Source organism: Flavobacterium litorale, from assembly GCF_019613795.1.
In the GTDB taxonomy this organism is placed as follows: Bacteria; Bacteroidota; Bacteroidia; order Flavobacteriales; family Flavobacteriaceae; genus Flavobacterium; species Flavobacterium litorale.
In genome coordinates this window covers 300,655-320,831 of sequence record NZ_CP080429.1, presented here as the reverse complement: position 1 = coordinate 320,831, position 20,177 = coordinate 300,655, and the positions used below count along the sequence as shown (strand labels likewise).

Below are 20,177 nucleotides of genomic sequence, written 5' to 3'. Positions count from 1 at the left end.
ATACTAGTAACATGAAAACAATTACTTTTTGTGTAATAGCATGTTTATGCCTATTCACTACCCAGCTAACCGCACAAACTTTTGAAGAACGTGCCGCACAGATATCTAAAAATATCGAGGAGATAACCAAACAACAAAAAGACTCGCTTAAAATTGAGGTAGAGCAAGTAAACCAAATGTTGGACAACGACGAAATATCTGAAGAAACAGCAAAGATTCTTAAAAAAGAGTATGCAGCCCGACGTGCCAGAATTATCGAAAATAAGGTAACTGAGGAAGAGCAAAAACTTACACAACTTGTAAAAGATAAAGTGGATGGTAGGATTAGTGATAATAACCAAACATTTTCTTCGGAGTTATCTAAAATAAAAGACAGTTTAGAGTACAGAAAAAATAGTTACAAGTACCGCCGTACAACAACCCAATTTGTATTTGCTATAGGAGTTAACCGATTGGTAACGGACGGTACTATAGATAACGATAACTACGAATGGCGTTCTGATTTTTACGAGTGGGGTGTAACATGGAATACTCGAATATTTGAAAACAATAACTTTTTACACTTTAAGTACGGTTTATCATTACAATACAACAATTTACGACCGAAGGACGATAAAATATTTGTAAGCGAAGGCGGAAAAACATTCCTACAGGATTCAGGCTTGGACCTCAAACTATCAAAATTACGTTACGTAAACCTTGTAATACCTGCACACTTGGAGTTTGATTTTACACCTAAGCGAACAAATAATGATAGAGTTAGTTTCCCAACACATAGAAGTTTTCGTGTAGGTGTTGGAGGGTATGCTGGCTTTAATGTAAAAGAAAAGCAAAAATTAAAATATAGAGAGAATGGCAGAAAGCAAAAGAAAAAAGAGAAAGGTGATTTTAATGTAAACGACTATGTATACGGTGTAAGTGCCTATGTAGGCTACGGAGAATTTAGCCTTTATGCCAAGTACGATTTACAACCTGTTTTTAGTGATAACGAAATTGATCAGAATAATTTGTCTCTTGGCATAAGATTTGATTTCAATTAATCAGTTAAGGGTTAGTTTTATACTTTGAAGAAAGGGTGCTTCCGTAAGGGAGCACTTTTTTGTTTTATAATCAGTAACTTTACGTTATTACTACCTTAAATCATTCAAAAATACACCTCGTTACTTTTACTAGCTGTATTGCCATTTATTTCCTGTAGTAAACACAGGGTTTCACTGCTAGGTAAACTCAGTAATTCTGTATAATTTTACAACAAATAGTAATATAATGTCGCACAGCCATTCGCATAATCATGCCCACAGTTCAGGCAAAAATTTAAAGATTGCCTTTTTTCTCAATCTGGGTTTTACACTGTTAGAAATTGTAGGCGGATTGTATGTAAATAGTGTTGCCATACTATCGGACGCGTTACACGATTTAGGCGATAGTTTATCGTTGGGTTTATCGTGGTATTTAAACGAACATTCTAAAAAGCAAGCCAACAACAAATTTACGTTTGGTTACAGTCGTTTTTCGTTATTAGGGGCGCTTATTAATAGTGTTGTACTTATTGCTGGCTCAGTATATATTATTATTGAAGCCATAGAGCGATTAATGGCTCCCGAAACCCCCAATGCAGAGGGGATGTTGCTTTTTGCCATACTAGGTATTATAGTTAATGGTTATGCTGCTTTTAAACTCAGCGGAGGTAAAACCCTTAACGAACGTGTGGTAAGTTTACATTTAATAGAGGATGTTTTGGGCTGGGTAGCCGTATTAATAGCGTCTGTTGTAATGCTGTTTGTACATGCACCTTTTTTAGATCCTTTATTATCCTTAGGCATAACGCTATACATATTATATAATGTAGTAAAGCGGTTAAAAGAAACCATGGGTATAATGTTACAGGGTACACCTAGTGATGTAAACCCTGAACAACTGAAAGCCGAAATAACACAGCTAGAGAATGTACGCTCATTACACCACGTACACATATGGTCGTTAGAGGGCGAACACCACGTATTTACAGCCCATGTTAAAGTATGCAATACAACATCCCTTAACCATGTATTACAAGTAAAAAAAGCAATAAAAAGCATACTTAAAAACTATCCATTTTCGCATTATACAATAGAAATAGAGATGGATGATGAGCTTTGCGAATTGGAAAATTGATGCTATTTTCTGATTAAAATAACAAACGTTCAACCGCTTCTCCAGCGTATACTCCGTATCTTTAAGTAAAATTTCAATACATGAAGATATTAGTAACAGGTACTACAGGTTACATTGGCAAACGGCTTATTCCACACCTGCTCGAGCTCAATTATGATTTGGTGTGTTGCGTACGCGATTTAAATCGTATTCCAGAGCAATTTCAGGATAACCCTGCTATAAGTTTCGTGGAAATTGATTTTTTAGAGTACCATGCCAACATACAAATACCTAACGATATTGATGTCGCCTATTATTTAATGCACTCCATGTCGGCATCCGAAAACTTTGAAGAGCTTGAATTAACCTGTGCTAAAAACTTTAAACGCTACGTAAATAGCACAAACATACAGCAAGTATTGTATTTAAGCGGAATTGTAAACGAAGATGTACTGTCCAAACACCTCAATTCGCGCAAGCAGGTAGAGGACGAATTACACTCTAACCATTATGCCGTAACCACACTACGTGCAGGCATTATTGTAGGTAGCGGTAGCGCCTCCTTTGAGATTATTCGAGATTTGGTAGAAAAACTACCTGTAATGATAACCCCAAAATGGCTTAATACCAAATCGCAACCCATAGCCATACGCGATGTATTAGCTTACCTCTCTAAAGCAGCAGGTAAAAAAGAATTATACAATACCAATTACGATATTTATGGTCCCGATGTGCTTACCTACAAACAAATGCTCGAAACTTTTGCAGAAGTTCGAGGCTTAAAGCGTTACATAGTTACATTACCCGTAATGACGCCCAAACTATCGTCCTACTGGTTGTATTTTGTAACCTCTACCTCCTATAAACTTGCCGCATCGTTGGTAGATAGTATGAAAATAGAAATTGTAGGACGCCCCAATAACCTAAGCGAATTACTGGATGTACAACCACTAACCTACAGGGAAGCTGTAGAAAAAGCCTTTGCTAAAATTGAAGAGAATGGTATAACCTCCAGTTGGAAAGATTCTATGGTAAGTAGCCAATTCCCCGATAAACTATCCAAATACTTAACCATACCAGCCTACGGTTGTTTTAGAGATACTAAAGAGCGCAGGATAAAAGACGAACAAGCCGTGCTAGACCGTGTTTGGGCTTTGGGTGGCGATACGGGTTGGTACTACGGTAATTTTTTGTGGCAAATACGCGGCATGGTAGATAAGGTATTTGGCGGTACAGGTTTGCGTAGGGGGCGTACACATCCGTCTAAGATACAAGCAGGCGATGCGCTCGATTTTTGGCGGGTATTGATAGCCAACAGAGAAGAAAAAAGATTATTGCTTTACGCAGAAATGAAACTCCCTGGTGAGGCATGGCTTGAGTTTAAAATAGAAAATGGTAAACTGCACCAACGTGCCGTATTCCGCCCCAAAGGGGTATGGGGGCGCATCTATTGGTATACTGTACTACCGTTTCATTACTTTGTTTTTAACGGGATGATTGATAATTTGGCAGGCGTTAGCGAGTAGTTTCAGAGGTATATCCCCCTAATTATTACCCAAAACGCTGTATATTTGCTAACCCTAATTAGCAACAACCCTTAGACTTGATTTCTAAAAATACAATAGACACCGTTTTTGAAACTGCTCGTGTAGAGGAGGTTATCGGCGATTTTGTACAATTAAAACGTGCAGGGAGTAACTTAAAAGGATTAAGCCCGTTTAGTAACGAAAAATCGCCATCGTTTATGGTGTCGCCCGTAAAGCAAATCTGGAAAGATTTTAGTTCGGGCAAAGGGGGCAACGCAGTAGCTTTTTTAATGGAGCACGAACACTTTTCGTATCCCGAAGCTATTCGGTATTTAGCCAATAAATACAATATTGAAATAGAAGAAACGGAGCAAACCGACGAGCAAAAGGAACAGGCTAACGAAAAGGAAAGCATGTACCTAGTATCGGAGTTTGCACAAAAATACTTCCACAATACCTTACTTAATACCGATACGGGCAAGGCAATAGGCTATTCGTATTTTAAAGAGCGTGGTTTTACTGCCGAAACCATTAAGAAATTTGGTTTAGGCTATTCGCCCGATGTTTGGGATGCCTTTACGAAAGAAGCACTAGGTAAGGGCTACAAGGAAGAATATCTTGAAAAAACAGGGCTTACCATTGTAAAAGAAGATGGTAGGCATCTGGATCGTTTCCGAGGGCGGGTTATCTTTCCCATACAAAGCATGTCGGGGCGTACACTCGGTTTTGGAGGTCGTATTTTAGGTAACGATAAAAAAACAGCTAAATACTTAAATTCGCCCGAGAGCGAAATTTATCATAAAAGTAAAGTGCTTTATGGCATTTACTACGCCAAACAAGCTATTGCCAAGCAAGACAATTGTTATTTGGTGGAGGGCTATACCGATGTAATACAGTTGCACCAAGCAGGTATAGAAAACGTAGTATCGTCATCGGGTACTGCATTAACACCCGACCAAATTCGACTAATCAATCGCCTAACCAAAAACATAACCGTACTTTTTGATGGTGATGCTGCTGGGCTGCGTGCCTCCATTCGTGGTATTGATTTGATTTTGGAAGAGGGCATGAATGTAAAAGTATGTACATTCCCCGAAGGAGAAGACCCTGATAGTTTTGCCAAAAATAATACCCATGAGGAGGTAGTTGCTTATCTGGATAATAACGCTAAAGATTTTATACAATTTAAAGCATCCTTGCTGGTAGATGAAGCCAAAAACGACCCTATAAAAAAGGCAGGACTTATTAGCGATATGGTAAAAAGTATTTCTAAAATCCCTAACGTTATCCAGCGTGAAGTATATATACAGGAGTGTTCCCGAATTATGGATATATCCGAGCAAGTTTTATCAAGTTCTTTAGCACAGTTCTTACAAAAAGATATTGCCGATGCTAATAAAAAACTAAAACAGGAGCAAAAAGCTAAAACACTACAGCCTGTTGAGCAAGCTACCAATCAAACCCGCGAGAGTATAAACATACAGGATGTACTGGAGCGTAAAATTATAGAGATACTATTGCTTTACGGAAGTACATTGCAAGAGTTTGAAGATGTTTATATTAAATATGATGAGTTTGGTAAAGAATACGAGGAAACCGAGCGTAAGGAGTATAAAGTATACGAACGTATTTATTTAAACTTACAGGAGGACGAAATAGAATTTACCAACCCTGTTTTTAAGGATTTATACAAAGCTATAATAGAATATTATTTAGCGGAGCAAGAGTTAAATGTTGATACGTTTTTAAACAATTTACCGCAAGAACTGCAAGCTGTAGCAACAGATATTTACATGCAGGACGAAAAATATTATTTGCATGAGTGGGAAGAGAAAAAACAAATTCCTGTAAAAGAAAAAACAATGGCAGTAGCTAGTTACGCCACCGAACATATTATAGATTTACGCTGGTTATTACTAGGCAAGCTAGTACAAGATTTAAAGCAACAGGTAAGCCCCGAAGCTGATAATATGGAGTTGCTAATGGCGGTTAACGATTATAATATGTTGATTAACTACTTATCCAGAAAGATAAGCAGAATAAGGAGTACTTTTTATTAGTAGCGTAATTTATCTATACAATATCGAGTGTTTTAGCTTTATTTACTAAATCTACAAGGTTGGTAACATGTAGTTTGGTAAGCAATCGTAATTTGTAGGTACTTATTGTTTTTTCGTTAAGGTCCAATAATTTAGCAATCTCTTTATTTTTCTTTCCTTCACTTAAATAGCGTAATACTTCAATTTCACGCGAAGACAATTTACGGTACAAGCGTTCCGATTTTTTCCCTTTATTTAGTAAAGCCAAATTTTTTCTTACCAATTCGCTATACACTATTTCGCCTTCGTTAGCTTTTACAATAGCAGTTTCTAGTGCATCCATACGGGCACTTTTGTGCACGTAACCCGATACACCCGCTTTTAAGGCGTTGGGCGCATAAATTTGTTCGGCAAGGTTGGTAAATAGTATAATTTTTGTATTCGGAAACTCCTCAACTAACGATTTTAAGGCATTAATACTGGTAAGTCCTTCCAATTCAAGGTCTACAATAGCAACGTTTACTGTTTTATCAGACAGTACCTCAATCAAGTTCCCTAAATTGTTTACAACACCAACAAAACTGAATTCTGAACTCTCTTTAAAATAGGACTTCATCCCGTAGTGTACAACAGGATGGTTATCGGCTAAACAAAGCTTAATCATAGGTCACAATTTTTCGGTTAAAAACTTAATAGTAAAGTTAGTAATTAAAAAACTATTAAATCTTAAAGTATTGTGAACGAAAGAATTTTATTTCAAATTGTTAGGAATTTCACAAATGGGTATAGGGTTCATTTTATGCTGATTAATGGTATTTAACCGCTTATAAATGGCAAAAACCTCTTTTTGCCTTCCTGCAAAATCATTTGCATTGGCGCCGTTTTCATCCTCAAGCATTGCCCATTCCAACTCATCGTAGCTTGCACCCAATTGGTCTTCGTCGCTACGGTCGTCGCCAAAAAGTCCATCTGTAGGTTTAGCATCAATAATACTTTGCGGCACACCTGTATGTCGTGCCAAAGTACGTACTTCGCTCTTCATTAAATCGGCAATAGGGCTAACATCTACCCCGCCATCGCCATACTTAGTGTAAAAGCCAACACCAAAATCTTCTACTTTGTTCCCCGTACCCGCTACTAATGCACCATGTATGCCCGCGTAGTAGTATAACGTTGTCATTCGTAATCTGGCTCGAGTATTGGCTAAGGTTAAGTTGTAAAGTTGCTCGTTATCCGATTCGGGTACTTGCTTCTTAAATATTTCAAAAACAGGTGTAAGGTCAGCCTCTGTATCCGATACATTACTAAAACGTTCCTTTAACTGCGCAATATGTTCCTTGCCACGATGTACTTGGCTCGCTGCTTGGTGTATGGGCATACTCACACACAACGTAGGTAAACCCGTTTGCGCACATAGGGTAGAGGTAAGTGCAGAGTCGATACCGCCCGATATGCCTACAACAAAACCCTTTATTTTTGCGTTAGTTGCATAATTGCGTAACCAGTTTACGATATGATTGTTGATTGCTTCGGTATTAAATCCGTTATCGATATGCATGTTGTGTGGCTGTTTATAAATTAGTAGATGTATATTTGCACGAATTATTGTATAAAATTACAAAAATTAAAGCAAGACAATCCTACTACGATTGCAAAATAATATTACAAAAAATGAAGAAAGTTGTATTTATAGTTGTTGTTCTTTTTGTTATTGTTTCTTGTAATGATAAAGATAAGAAAGAGCATGAAATAGCAGATGTACCTGTTGATGGGGTTACTATTAACCGTTTTGATAAGCAATTTTTTGGTGGAAGCCCACAAGACCTCCCACAATTAAAAGAAGATTATCCATACCTGTTCCCCGAAGGGAATGATGATAGTGTTTGGATAGGTAAAATGCAAGACCCCTTTCAGTTAAAACTGTATGAGGAAGTACAAAAAAAATACCCCACTACCGATGCGCTGGAGAATGACCTTGAAGCACTGTTTAAACACATAAAATATTATTACCCCAATTTTAAAACACCCAAAGTAATAACATTAGTATCAGACGATATTCAAACAAAGGCAGTATTTGCTAACGATTTGTTATTAATACCATTAAGCCTTTACCTAGGCGAGGATAATTATTTGTACGAAGGATTAACAAGTTACCAAGTGGAGCAGTTTACCCCATCGCAAATACTGCCCGATGTGGTTACATCTTTTGCAGCAACCAAAGTAACGCCACCACGCGATAGAACGTTACTAGGGCTAATGGTTTATTTTGGAAAAGAATTGTACATGCAAGATGTTTTGCTACCCGATGCGCCTGATGCACATAAGATAGGCTATAAGCCCGAACAGCTACAATGGGCACAAGAAAACGAGGCAGAAATGTGGCGTTATTTTATAGATAAAAATTTGTTGTACGATACCAACCCCAAACTAGCAGCACGGTTTATAAACCCTGCACCTTTTACCAAGTTTTACCTTGAGTTTGATAACGAAACACCGGGGAGGCTAGGGCGTTGGGTAGGCTGGCAAATTGTACGTGCGTACGCAGAAAATAATAAAAATGTAACTTTGCAGGAATTGTTGGCAATAGATGCCAAAACAATTTTTGAAAACGCTAAATATAAACCTAAAAAGTAATGTCGAAAAACCTTACATCAGAAATAAAATTTGATATAACACTAGACGATAATAAAGTACCTGAAAAATTGCATTGGACGGCTCGTGATGGTGGTGTAGAAAACGAAGAATCGAAAGCCATAATGCTCTCCATATGGGATAACAAAGCAAAGGAAAGCATGCGTATTGACCTTTGGACAAAAGATATGCCTTTGGACGAAATGAAAATATTTTTTCACCAAACACTTGTTTCCATGTCCGATACGTTTGAGCGTGCTACGGGCGACAAAAAAATGAGTGATACCATGAAAGATTTTTGCGATTACTTTGCCGAAAAGCTCGAAATTAAAAAAGAAGAGTAAATATACTAAAGCGGCTAAGCCGCTTTTTTTATGCCAAATTCAGATTACTATGAAAGTTACATTACGAAACTATAAACCCGAAGATAGTACTGCGGTAGTAAATTTATTTAGAGATACCGTACGGGCTATAAATGCAAACGATTATTCCGAAGCACAAATAAAAGCATGGGCACCCGAAGCTATTGATGCCGATAAATGGAATGCTAAATTACTACAGCATTATACCCTTGTTGTGGTGTGTGAGGGCGACGTAATATGTGGTTTTGGCGATATGGATGATACGGGGTACTTCGATCATTTATTTGTACATAAAGAGTATCAACGACTCGGCATAGCCAAAAAAATTGCCACTGCTATAGAGGCTCATGCGCAACAAAAAGGGTTTAATCGTATAACTGTTGCGGCCTCTATAACTGCAAAACCCTTTTTTATACAACGTGGTTATACAATAGTGCGTGAGCAGCAAGTTGCTTACAATGGGCAAACGTTTACTAATTATTTTATGGAGAAAGTAGGGCTTGTGTAAGGCTATTGGTCGCTAAATATGCTTTGATTGACAGCAGCAATATAATCCAGTACCTCGTCGCGCCCTATGTTTTTTGTAGATGAGGTTACAAAATGCTGTGGCATTGCTTCCCAATTGTTTTCCAGTAATTTGGCGCTATAAGCATTTACGTGTTCCTCTATTTTACGCGGGCTTATCTTATCGGCTTTCGTAAATATAATACAAAAAGGAATTTCGTTTTCGCCCAAATAGTTTATAAACTCCAAATCAATTTTTTGCGCCTCATGCCGAATATCAATCAGTACAAAAGCACACGTTAATTGTTCTCTTTTTTCAAAGTAATTGGTGATAAACTTCTGGAAAGTAGCCTTTGTTTTTTTAGAAACCCGAGCATAACCATATCCTGGTAAATCAACCAAAAACCAGTTGCTATTTATTTTAAAATGGTTTATTAACTGTGTTTTTCCAGGTTTACCCGATGTTTTAGCAAGGCTGTTGCGCCCCGTAATCATGTTAATTAATGACGATTTACCAACGTTAGATCTGCCTATAAAAGCATACTCAGGTAACAGCTCCTTAGGGCATTTACTAACATCAGAGTTACTTATTATAAATTCGGCAGTATTAATCTTCATCATTAAAAATATTGGTAGGCAACAATGGTAGTAGTTTGTTTATGCCTTTGTATTTTCGGTAGTTACCGTTGCAAAATTCTTCTTTTTTAACCAGCCATTCATTATTTCGTTAAACTCATCAGGATGCTCCATCATGGCAGCATGCCCACATTTATCTATCCAAAATAAATCAGAATTAGGAAGCAATTCGTGGAATTCCTCAGCAACCTCTGGCGGAGTAACATTATCATTTTTGCCCCATATTATACACGTTGGTACATGCATTTTAGGTAAATCTTTAGCCATGTTGTGGCGTATAGCGCTTTTGGCAATGGTAAGTGTTTTTAGCAGTTTTATTCTGTCATTCGCTACCGCATATACCTCATCAACAATTTCTTTGGTAGCTATAGCAGGGTCGTAAAACACAGCCTCTGCTTTTTTCTGTATGTAATCGTAATCACCCCTACGTGGGTAACTATCGCCCATAGCACTTTCGTACAATCCAGAGCTTCCTGTAATAATAAGCCCCAGCATTTTTTCGGGATACATTTTAGTGTGGTATAAGGCAATATGTCCGCCCAACGAGTTACCAAGAAGTATAACCCTTTGGTACCCTTTGTGTGTAATAAAATCTTTTACCCATTTGGCAAAAGCCTTTACATTGGTTTTCAATAGGCTTTGCGTATATATAGGCAGTTCTGGAATAACTACTTTGTACCCATTTTCTGGGAAAAATTCAGCAACACCGTCAAAGTTGCTAAGCCCTCCCATAAGTCCGTGTAGTATAATTATCGGCGTACCCTCTCCTTTTTCGTAGTAGCTGTACTTACCGTCTGTATTGTTGCTTTGCATATTGGTTTATAAACTATAATCAGGTGCACAAATATAGGACTTTAATACTTACTAATCACCTTTTTGTATGCTTGCATTGTTTTTTAGTTGATTTAAGTTATTACCCCGATTATAACGACTACACCCAGCCCAATTTATTACTGCCAAAATGCAACCTCGCAATGTTTTATAAACTTTTAAATATTATGCATTTCAAGCCATTCTTTAGGTAAAAATAATATACATTTTTCAATACTTTTTAGAGTACTCTGAATATTTTTTAATGCCTGCCTGTTAAGTACATAGCTGTAGTTTTAGGTAAAGTGGTAAACTGGTGGTAAAACTTATTAACAAAGTGGTATAATGTGGAAAATTGTGGTAAATAATATATATATTTGCTATATAATCCAGATAATTATAACTACTTGAATACCATTGTAGGAACATATGAATGTAAGGTAGATGCAAAGGGAAGGCTCATGATGCCTGCACCTTTGCGTAAGCAATTAGCATCTGGAATTGATGATGGTTTTGTTTTAAAACGCTCTGTTTTTCAGCCTTGCTTGGAGTTGTATCCGATGGCGGAGTGGGAAAAAATGATGCAGAAAATAAATAAACTGAACCGTTTTGTTAAAAAGAACAATGATTTTATACGACGTTTTACTGCGGGTGTAAAAATGATAGAGGTAGATGCTACAGGTAGGCTGTTAGTGCCTAAAGATCTTGTTACGTTTGCTGCAATAAACAAAGATATCGTACTGTCGTCGGCAGTAAATATCATTGAGATATGGGATAAAGAGAAATACGAACAATCTATTGACGATTCGGTAGTTGATTTTGCGGACTTGGCTGAAGAGGTAATGGGAAATATAAATGACGATGATGACGGAATATCATAATCCTGTTTTACTAAACGAAACCGTAGACGGGCTTGCTATAAAACCCGATGGTGTTTACGTTGATGTAACCTTTGGCGGTGGTGGGCACTCGCTTGAAATACTTAAAAGGCTAGGTGATAACGGGAAGCTTTTTGCTTTTGACCAAGATGAAGATGCACAAGCCAATGCAATAGACGATCCTCGTTTTATGCTAATACCCGAAAACTTTAGGTTTTTAAAAAGATACCTGCGTTTTCACGGTGTAACGGCTGTAGATGGAATACTGGCAGATTTAGGGGTATCGTCGCACCAGTTTGATGTAGCCGAGCGCGGATTCTCTACACGCTTTGAGGCGGAGCTGGATATGCGCATGAGTAAAAAAAATGATGTAAGTGCCTATACTGTAATTAACGAATACGAAGAAGCACAATTAAAAAAGATGTTTTTTGATTATGGCGAACTCCGAAACGCGGGTGCAATAGCCAATGCCATTGTTACCGCGCGCCAAGAAGGAGAAATTAAAAACTCTGAGGAGCTTAAAACAGTACTTAGCAGGTTTTTGCCAGCCCATAGGAGTAATAAAATACTAGCACAAATATATCAGGCTATCCGTATTGAGGTAAACCAAGAGTTAGAAGTGCTAAAAGAGTTTTTAATACAGTCGTTAGAAGTGCTAAAAGTAGGCGGTAGATTAAGTGTGATATCCTACCACTCGTTAGAAGATAGGTTGGTAAAACGCTACATGCGTAACGGAATGTTTGAAGGCGAGCCAGAGCGCGACCTGTACGGTAATTTTGAAGTGCCTTTTAAAAACATCCAGAAACTAATTGTGCCAACAGACGAAGAAATAGCAGTTAATAACCGTGCCAGAAGCGCAAAGCTGCGCGTAGCAGAAAAACTATAGTTGATATGAAACGGGGTGTGTACAGTTTACTAAAAGCAAAGTACTTGGTAGACGAAGGCTCTATGAAAAACTGGGGCTTCATCGTTTTTCTTATCGGCATCGCCATATTAATGATTGCGAATACACACAACTACGAACAGAAAATATACCACATTAAAGAATTGGAGAATGAAGTAAAAGTACTTCGCTCAGAATTTGTAGACCGACGCTCGGAATTAATGGAGCTTAAAATGGAATCGACCGTAGCCCGCAAAATGCGCAAGCGTGGCATATATCCAGCATCGGTACCGCCAAAAAAAATAAAAGTAATTCAAAAAGAAGAAAAGAGTACACTCGATAAGTTATGGGAGTAAAAGATAAAGCAATCTCTTACCGAATATATTTAGTAGCCTTCGCAATTTTTGTGATGGCTATACTTATTGTAGTAAAACTCTCTACTATACAATGGGTAAACGGCGACCATTACCGCCAACTAGCGCATGAGCGTACGGTGCGCGAGTTTACCATTCCTGCTAATAGGGGTAATGTATATTCTGCCGATGGTAGCCTGTTGGCAACATCCATACCCAATTATACCATCCGTTTTGATGCTTTGGCACCACAAAAAGAAGATTTTGATGCACACCTGCCTGCACTATGCGATTCGTTATCGGTAATGTTAGGTAAGCCAGCGTCGTACTACTATTCTAGGTTAACCAAAGCGCGCAACACCAAAAACAGGTACTTGCTTATTACAAAAAAATTGAGTTACACAGAGTATATTCGCATCAAGAAATTTCCACTTTTCGAGAAAGGACCTTACAGAGGCGGTATTATTACCGAACAAAAAACAGTTAGAGAACATCCGATTGGCAGAATTGCTGCCCGAACCATTGGCTACGAACGATTGAGCCATACAGGTAAAAACCTTGAAGTGGGTATAGAAGGGGCGTTTGCGCAATACCTTAACGGTACTAATGGTAAGCGCATGATGCAAAAAATAGCTAAAAACCAATGGAAGCCCATTAGTGACAATAACGAAGTAGAGCCCGTAGATGGTTACGATATTATATCGACTATAGATGTGTACATACAAGATATTGCACATCATGCTTTATTAAAACAATTGGAGTATTACGAAGCCGACCACGGATGTGTGGTTGTTATGGAAACCAAAACGGGCTACGTAAAAGCCATATCCAACTTAGGGCGTGCCCGCGACAGTTCGTACTACGAAACCATTAACTATGCTGTGGGCGAATCGCAAGAGCCAGGTTCAACCTTTAAACTTGCAGCACTTATAGCATTGTTAGAAGATAAAAAAGCGGATACTAGCACCGTGTACGATACAAACGATGGAGTGATAACCTACTATAACCGTAAAGTACGGGACTCTAAAAAAGGAGGGTACGGTAAAATTTCGTTAGCACGAGGCTTCGAGGTATCGTCCAATACGGTTCTCGCACAAGCGGTACAAAACAGTTACGAAGAAGAGCCCGAAACGTTTGTAAAACACTTAACAGACGATTTTGCACTAAGTGCACCTTTAGGAGTATCGATAATAGGAGAAGGGAAACCAAAAATACCACGTCCCGACGATAGGGCATGGTCTAAAATATCACTGCCGTGGATGGGCTTTGGCTATGGTGTGTCTATGACGCCACTGCAAACCCTAGCACTGTACAATGCCGTAGCCAATGATGGCGAGATGGTACGCCCTTTATTTGTAAAGGAAATAAAAGAGTGGGATAAAACCATCAAACATTTCGATAAAGAGGTGATTAACCCAAAAATATGCTCGCAAGAAACCATAGATAAAGTAAAAGATGTGCTCCAAAACGTAGTAAAACGTGGTACAGGTTCAAAACTATATTCGCCAAACTTTTCCATGGCAGGTAAAACAGGTACAGCACAAGTAAACTACGGTAGTGGCAAAGGCAAAGAGAGTAATATGTACTATTCATCCTCGTTTGCAGGCTATTTTCCAGCCGATAACCCACGTTACTCGTGTATTGTAATTATACACAAACCAAGTGTTATTAAAGGCTATTATGGTGCCGACGTGTCGGGACCTGTATTTAAACGCATCGCCCAAAAAATATATACCGATTTGCCTTCTACTAACAGCGTAGAAAAGCTAGATGGTGCCCTACCACAACAAGAACAACTGTATGCATCGTATTATGAGCAATCGAACAAAGCAGAAAAAACAGAGGGTATAATGCCCAACCTTATTGGTATGAGTGGTATGGATGCCGTAGCCCTATTGGGTAATATGGGTGTTAAGGTTAAAATAAATGGTAACGGCAAGGTAAAAAAGCAATCGTTAGCACCAGGCAACCCAATTAAAACAACAAAAACAGTAGTACTGGAATTATCATGATGGTATTAAAAGACATATTATACAAAACCGCTATCGAGGCCGTAAAAGGTACTACCGATATTGCTGTGGCTAAAATAGAATTTGATTCCAGACTGATAACATCGGGCGATGTTTTTGTAGCAATACGTGGCATACAGTCGGACGGTCACGATTATATCGAAAAAGCCATAACACTAGGCGCGGTAGCTGTAGCATGTGAAACGCTACCAACAGAAGAGCAAGCAGGTGTTACATATATAAAAGTAAAGAATACTGCCGAGGCACTAGCTTACATGGCAGCCAATTTTTACGGTAACCCATCGCAAAATTTAAAACTGGTAGGTATAACAGGTACTAACGGTAAAACAACCATAGCCTCATTACTCTACCAATTATTTAAAAATGCAGGCTACAAAACAGGCTTACTCTCTACCGTAAAAATAATGGTAAATGATGCAGAGTACAAAGCCACACACACCACGCCAGATTCGCTTACTATAAATAAGTACTTAAAGGAGATGACCGATGCGGGTGTAGAGTACTGTTTTATGGAAGTAAGTTCGCACGGAATCCACCAGAGCAGAACGGCAGGATTAACTTTTACGGGTGGGATATTTACCAACTTGTCGCACGATCATTTGGACTATCACAACAGCTTTGCTGAGTATCGTGATGTAAAAAAAGCGTTTTTCGACCAATTGCCTAAAACTGCTTTTGCATTAATTAATGCCGACGATAAAAACGGGCAGGTAATGTTGCAAAATACCAATGGAAAAAAACTAACCTACGCCCTAAAAACCTACGCCGATTACAGAGCACAGATATTAGAAAACCAGTTATCGGGCTTGTTGCTCAAAATTAATGAGCAAGAAGTTTGGGTAAAACTCATAGGCACATTTAACGCCTATAACTTATTAGCAATATATGCAGCAGCGGTTAATCTTGGTTTAGAGAGTCAGGAAGTACTGCGCTTAATGAGTGAGTTAGAAAGCGTATCAGGTCGATTCCAATTCATCGTTTCCAATACCAAAGTAACTGCTATTGTAGATTATGCACATACACCTGATGCCCTAGAGAATGTATTAAAAACAATATCGGCAATACGTACCCGAAACGAGCAGCTTATTACCGTAGTAGGTTGTGGCGGTAACCGCGATGCGACCAAACGCCCTATTATGGCAAATATCGCTTCGGCAATGAGCGATAAAGCAATATTTACATCAGATAACCCGCGTAACGAAGTACCCGAAGATATTATAGAAGATATGGAGCGTGGCGTAGAGCCGCAGCATTATAACAAAACCGTAGCAATAGTAGACAGAAAGCAGGCAATAAAAATAGCCTGCCAGTTAGCAAACCCCAACGATATTATACTCATAGCAGGCAAGGGGCACGAAACGTATCAGGAAATAAAAGGCGTTCGTAATCATTTTGATGATATGGAAACCGTAAAAGCATTATTAGCCCAATTAAACAAATAAACACTTATGCTGTATTATTTATTTGAATATCTAGACCAACAGTTGGATGTACCCGGTACAGGCGTGTTTCAGTACATAACCTTTCGCTCAGGTATGGCGTTTATTGTGTCGATACTAATCTCTATGGTATTTGGTAAAAGAATTATCAACTTTTTACGCAAACAACAAATAGGCGAAACCGTACGCGATTTAGGTTTAGAGGGTCAAATACAAAAAGCAGGTACACCCACTATGGGAGGGCTTATTATAATAGTAGCAACATTAATCCCTGTATTATTATTCGCCAAACTCGATAATATTTACGTAATGCTGCTTATTGTAACCACGTTGTGGATGGGAACCATAGGTTTTATAGATGACTACATTAAGATATTTAAAAAAGATAAAGAAGGATTAAAAGGAAAATTTAAGGTAATAGGTCAGGTAGGGCTAGGGCTTATAGTAGGTTACGTACTCTACTTCCACCCAGGGGTAACCGTACGTAAGGATACCGCCAAGAGTAATGTATATACTACCGAACAGCAAGATGCAGTTGTACAATCGGTAGACGAAAAATCTACGGCTACCAACATTCCGTTCTTTAAAAATAACGAGCTCGATTATGCCGAATTATTAGCTTGGACGGGTGATGATTACAAAGATTACGCATGGCTAATATTTATACCAATCGTAATATTCATCATTACAGCCGTGTCCAATGGTGCCAACCTTACCGATGGTATCGATGGGCTTGCCGCAGGCACATCCGCCGTGTCGGTACTCACACTCGGCATATTCGCCTTTATATCGGGTAACATTATTCTGTCCGATTATCTCAACATCATGTACATACCCAATTCTGGAGAAATGACGGTCTATATTGCTGCATTCGTAGGAGCATTAATCGGTTTCTTATGGTATAACACCTACCCAGCCTCCGTATTTATGGGCGATACGGGTAGCCTTACCATTGGTGGTATCATAGCCGTATTAGCCATAGCCGTACGTAAAGAGTTGCTCATACCCATATTGTGTGGGGTATTCCTAGCAGAAAACCTATCGGTAGTACTCCAAGTGAGCTACTTTAAATATACACGAAAGAAATTTGGCGAAGGACGACGCATATTCCTGATGGCACCATTACACCATCATTATCAGAAAAAGGGGTATCACGAAAGTAAAATAGTTGCGCGTTTTTGGATTGTGGCTATAATGCTCGCCATATTCTCGCTCGTATCGTTAAAACTACGATAGTAATGAAAAAACGATTGGTAATACTCGGCGGAGGCGAAAGCGGTGTGGGTACGGCACTGCTTGGCAAACAAAAAGGATATGATGTTTTTGTATCTGATTTTGGAACGATAAAAGAAAAGTACAAACACGTTCTTACACACAATACCCTAAACTGGGAAGAAGGCAAGCATACCGAAGCATTGGTTTTAAATGCCGATATAGTTATGAAAAGCCCAGGTATACACGATGGTGTTGCAATAGTAAAACAACTCAGAGCAAAGGGAATACCTGTAATTTCTGAAATAGAATTTGCCTCACAATTTGTACAAGGTACAACAGTAGGCATAACAGGTAGTAATGGTAAAACAACTACCGCAATACTAACCCATCACGTGCTAAAACAAGGTGCACTTAACATAGGGTTAGCGGGTAACGTAGGTAAAAGTTTTGCAGGCTTGGTAGCTGATGCTGAGTATACAGATTACGTGTTAGAGCTAAGTAGTTTTCAGCTTGATGGCGTAGTAGATTATAAACCGCACATAGCGGTAATAACCAACATTAGCCCCGACCATTTAGATCGCTATGAGTATAAGTATGAATTGTACATAGCCGCCAAGTTTAGGATAACCATGAACCAAACGGCAGACGATTATTTAATATACGATGCCGACGACGAAACCATAGCAATGTGGTTACAACAGAACAAAATTAAAGCAACAAAAATACCCTTCTCGCTTTCGGGCAATACAACAGAAGGAATATATATAAAAGACAACACAATAGTTAGCAATATAAACAACCAAGAATTTACCATGCCAATAAACGAATTATCATTAGAAGGGAAGCATAACGTAAAAAATGCAATGGCGGCAACGGCAGTAGCGCAACTAATGCGCATTAGGAAACAAACAATACGCGAAAGTCTTTCCGATTTTCAGGGGGTACCCCACCGTTTGGAAAAAGTATTAAAAATACAAAACGTACAATACATTAACGATAGTAAAGCCACCAATACCAACGCAACATTTTTTGCTCTGGATAGTATGACAACACCTACGGTGTGGATTGTAGGAGGTGTAGATAAAGGTAACGATTACGATGAGTTGATGCAATTGGTTAACGAAAAAGTAAAAGCCATAATATGCTTAGGGGTAGATAACCAGAAAATAATTAGTGCCTTTGGTAATGTAGTAGATATAATGGTAGAAACCGTAAGCATGAACGAAGCGGTTAAAGTAGCACAAAAAATAGCCGAGAAAGGCGATACCGTATTACTATCGCCAGCCTGTGCAAGTTTTGATTTATTTGAAAATTACGAAGACAGAGGTAACCAGTTTAAGGCAGCCGTCCAGAATTTATAGTTACCGTCATTGCCAGAAGGAACGACGAAGCAATCTGGACACTGTTTCAGCGTAAAATACGCAACAAGCTAAAAATAAAATGAAAGATTTAATTAAAAACTTAAAGGGAGATAAAGGCATCTGGTCGTTTGTAATGCTACTGGCACTTATCTCGTTTATGCCTGTTTTTAGCGCAAGTACCAACCTTGTGTATGTAATAGGCAAAGGCTCTACCCTTGGGTATCTGGTTAAACACCTTGTGCATATTTTTATAGGTTTTGCACTCATTTACTTTGTACACAAAGTGCCGTACCATTATTACAGAGGCTTATCTAAAATAGCCATGCCAATAGTGGGGTTATTGTTGCTCTTTACCTTTATGCAAGGTACCGTAATTAATGGTGCCAATGCCAGCCGATGGATAAAAGTGCCCTTTATAGGCGTAACCTTCCAAACATCGGCATTAGCTATGCTAGTGCTTATGGTATACGTAGCCCGTTATTTGGCTAAAATTGAGGATAAAAAAGTAACATTCAAGTCCTCATTTTTTGAGTTGTGGCTTCCCGTATTCATCATCTTAGGCTTAATATTACCCGCCAATTTCTCTACGGCAGCACTTATATTCTCCATGGTATGTATGTTGGTATTTGTAGGGAAATATCCGTTGCGTTACCTCGCTATGGTTATAGGTATGGGTGTAACAGCATTAACGCTGTTTGTGTTGTTTGCCATGGCATTCCCAAAAGCAATGCCACACCGAGTAGATACGTGGATGAGCCGTATAGAACGTTTTACCGACGATACCCCTAACGAGGATGCCTACCAAATAGAAAAAGCTAAAATAGCCATAGCTACAGGACAAATTTATGGCTTAGGACCCGGAAAAAGTGTACAGAAAAACTTTTTACCACAATCATCCTCCGATTTTATTTTTGCCATAATTGTAGAAGAATATGGCTTAGTAGGTGGGCTCGCCGTACTGATTTTATACCTCATGTTATTTTTTAGGTTTTTGGTATCGGCACACAAAGCAAAAAGCCTATTTGGTAAACTGCTTATAGTAGGGTTAGGTTTCCCTATAATATTTCAGGCATTAATTAATATGGGCGTAGCAGTAGAATTATTACCCGTAACAGGGCAAACATTGCCTTTAATAAGTAGCGGAGGTAGTTCTATTTGGATGACGTGCGTTGCTATAGGTATTATAATAAGCGTAACCAAAAAAGAAGAAGAAATTGCTGAAGAATTGGAGGAAAAAGAACAGCGCGAAGCAGCCCTACAGCAAATTATAGACGAACATATATTAAAAGAAAAACAGGAGGAAGAAGCGCAAGCCGAACCATCCTACAGCATAACCGATAATGGCAGCAGCCAAAAGGCATTAAGTTAAGAAAAGAA

General features: G+C 38.6%; 19 protein-coding genes. 15 read left to right on the top strand and 4 right to left on the bottom strand.

Translation table 11 applies throughout. From position 1 onward, the window contains the following. Positions 1 to 11: 11 nt before the first annotated feature. From K1I41_RS01470 to dnaG, 4 genes are all read left to right on the top strand, one after another. Positions 12 to 1,040 (top strand): hypothetical protein, encoded by a 1,029-nt coding sequence (locus K1I41_RS01470; RefSeq protein ID WP_220640914.1) that lies wholly within the window; start codon positions 12 to 14, stop codon positions 1,038 to 1,040. 226 nt (positions 1,041 to 1,266) lie between these two features. Then, positions 1,267 to 2,154 carry a cation diffusion facilitator family transporter gene (locus K1I41_RS01465; RefSeq protein WP_220640913.1) on the top strand — a complete coding sequence of 296 codons (888 nt, stop codon included), beginning with the start codon at positions 1,267 to 1,269 and terminating at the stop codon, positions 2,152 to 2,154. Positions 2,155 to 2,234: 80 nt separating this feature from the next. Beyond that, the gene (locus tag K1I41_RS01460; protein ID WP_220640912.1) at positions 2,235 to 3,659 is read left to right on the top strand and encodes an SDR family oxidoreductase; all 1,425 of its coding nucleotides are present in this window, start codon (positions 2,235 to 2,237) and stop codon (positions 3,657 to 3,659) included. A gap of 77 nt (positions 3,660 to 3,736) precedes the next feature. Beyond that, the gene (gene dnaG, locus K1I41_RS01455) at positions 3,737 to 5,719 is read left to right on the top strand and encodes a DNA primase (RefSeq protein ID WP_220640911.1); all 1,983 of its coding nucleotides are present in this window, start codon (positions 3,737 to 3,739) and stop codon (positions 5,717 to 5,719) included. A gap of 13 nt (positions 5,720 to 5,732) precedes the next feature. Here the strand turns inward: dnaG and K1I41_RS01450 are convergent, their stop codons facing one another. Together K1I41_RS01450 and nadE are read right to left on the bottom strand one after the other, a co-directional pair. Next, positions 5,733 to 6,362: a response regulator transcription factor gene (locus tag K1I41_RS01450; RefSeq protein ID WP_220640910.1), complete on the bottom strand. Its 630-nt coding sequence runs from the start codon at positions 6,360 to 6,362 to the stop codon at positions 5,733 to 5,735. 87 nt (positions 6,363 to 6,449) lie between these two features. Continuing rightward, entirely contained in the window at positions 6,450 to 7,256 is an 807-nt protein-coding gene (nadE, locus tag K1I41_RS01445) for an NAD(+) synthase (RefSeq protein ID WP_220640909.1), read from the bottom strand. Positions 7,257 to 7,369: 113 nt separating this feature from the next. On the opposite strand from nadE, the gene gldB reads away from it, so the two are divergent. The 3 genes from gldB to K1I41_RS01430 are packed head-to-tail and all read left to right on the top strand — an operon-like array spanning position 7,370 to position 9,199. Then, positions 7,370 to 8,332 (top strand): gliding motility lipoprotein GldB, encoded by a 963-nt coding sequence (gene gldB, locus K1I41_RS01440; RefSeq protein WP_220640908.1) that lies wholly within the window; start codon positions 7,370 to 7,372, stop codon positions 8,330 to 8,332. Next, the gene (gene gldC, locus K1I41_RS01435; RefSeq protein ID WP_220640907.1) at positions 8,332 to 8,673 is read left to right on the top strand and encodes a gliding motility protein GldC; all 342 of its coding nucleotides are present in this window, start codon (positions 8,332 to 8,334) and stop codon (positions 8,671 to 8,673) included. Before gldB ends, gldC begins: the two co-directional genes overlap by 1 nt. A 49-nt stretch (positions 8,674 to 8,722) precedes the next feature. After that, on the top strand, positions 8,723 to 9,199 hold the full coding sequence (locus K1I41_RS01430; RefSeq protein ID WP_220640906.1) for a GNAT family N-acetyltransferase: 477 nt from the start codon (positions 8,723 to 8,725) through the stop codon (positions 9,197 to 9,199). Between the two features lie 2 nt (positions 9,200 to 9,201). Here K1I41_RS01430 and yihA read toward each other — a convergent pair whose 3' ends face one another. Both yihA and K1I41_RS01420 read right to left on the bottom strand, forming a co-directional pair. Continuing rightward, the gene (gene yihA, locus K1I41_RS01425; RefSeq protein WP_220641795.1) at positions 9,202 to 9,813 is read right to left on the bottom strand and encodes a ribosome biogenesis GTP-binding protein YihA/YsxC; all 612 of its coding nucleotides are present in this window, start codon (positions 9,811 to 9,813) and stop codon (positions 9,202 to 9,204) included. Between the two features lie 39 nt (positions 9,814 to 9,852). Then, positions 9,853 to 10,644 carry an alpha/beta fold hydrolase gene (locus tag K1I41_RS01420; protein ID WP_220640905.1) on the bottom strand — a complete coding sequence of 264 codons (792 nt, stop codon included), beginning with the start codon at positions 10,642 to 10,644 and terminating at the stop codon, positions 9,853 to 9,855. A 404-nt stretch (positions 10,645 to 11,048) separates the two neighbouring features. Here K1I41_RS01420 and mraZ point away from each other — a divergent pair, with 404 nt between their 5' ends. The 8 genes from mraZ (at position 11,049) to K1I41_RS01380 (ending at position 20,169) form a co-directional block, all read left to right on the top strand. Continuing rightward, on the top strand, positions 11,049 to 11,522 hold the full coding sequence (mraZ, locus tag K1I41_RS01415) for a division/cell wall cluster transcriptional repressor MraZ (RefSeq protein ID WP_220640904.1): 474 nt from the start codon (positions 11,049 to 11,051) through the stop codon (positions 11,520 to 11,522). After that, positions 11,497 to 12,405, top strand: a complete 909-nt coding sequence (gene rsmH, locus K1I41_RS01410; RefSeq protein ID WP_220640903.1) for a 16S rRNA (cytosine(1402)-N(4))-methyltransferase RsmH — start codon at positions 11,497 to 11,499, stop codon at positions 12,403 to 12,405. Before mraZ ends, rsmH begins: the two co-directional genes overlap by 26 nt. Before the next feature lie 5 nt (positions 12,406 to 12,410). Further along, complete coding sequence (locus K1I41_RS01405) at positions 12,411 to 12,758, top strand: FtsL-like putative cell division protein (RefSeq protein WP_220640902.1); 348 nt, start codon at positions 12,411 to 12,413, stop codon at positions 12,756 to 12,758. Further along, positions 12,749 to 14,767: a PASTA domain-containing penicillin-binding protein gene (locus tag K1I41_RS01400; protein ID WP_220640901.1), complete on the top strand. Its 2,019-nt coding sequence runs from the start codon at positions 12,749 to 12,751 to the stop codon at positions 14,765 to 14,767. The genes K1I41_RS01405 and K1I41_RS01400 overlap by 10 nt, the downstream gene beginning before the upstream one ends. Beyond that, entirely contained in the window at positions 14,764 to 16,227 is a 1,464-nt protein-coding gene (locus K1I41_RS01395; RefSeq protein WP_220640900.1) for a UDP-N-acetylmuramoyl-L-alanyl-D-glutamate--2,6-diaminopimelate ligase, read from the top strand. The genes K1I41_RS01400 and K1I41_RS01395 overlap by 4 nt, the downstream gene beginning before the upstream one ends. 6 nt (positions 16,228 to 16,233) lie before the next feature. After that, complete coding sequence (gene mraY, locus K1I41_RS01390; RefSeq protein WP_220640899.1) at positions 16,234 to 17,460, top strand: phospho-N-acetylmuramoyl-pentapeptide-transferase; 1,227 nt, start codon at positions 16,234 to 16,236, stop codon at positions 17,458 to 17,460. A gap of 2 nt (positions 17,461 to 17,462) precedes the next feature. After that, positions 17,463 to 18,800 carry a UDP-N-acetylmuramoyl-L-alanine--D-glutamate ligase gene (gene murD, locus K1I41_RS01385; RefSeq protein WP_220640898.1) on the top strand — a complete coding sequence of 446 codons (1,338 nt, stop codon included), beginning with the start codon at positions 17,463 to 17,465 and terminating at the stop codon, positions 18,798 to 18,800. Positions 18,801 to 18,879: 79 nt separating this feature from the next. Beyond that, positions 18,880 to 20,169, top strand: coding sequence for an FtsW/RodA/SpoVE family cell cycle protein (locus K1I41_RS01380; RefSeq protein WP_220640897.1), 1,290 nt, complete (start codon positions 18,880 to 18,882; stop codon positions 20,167 to 20,169). Positions 20,170 to 20,177: the final 8 nt, after the last annotated feature.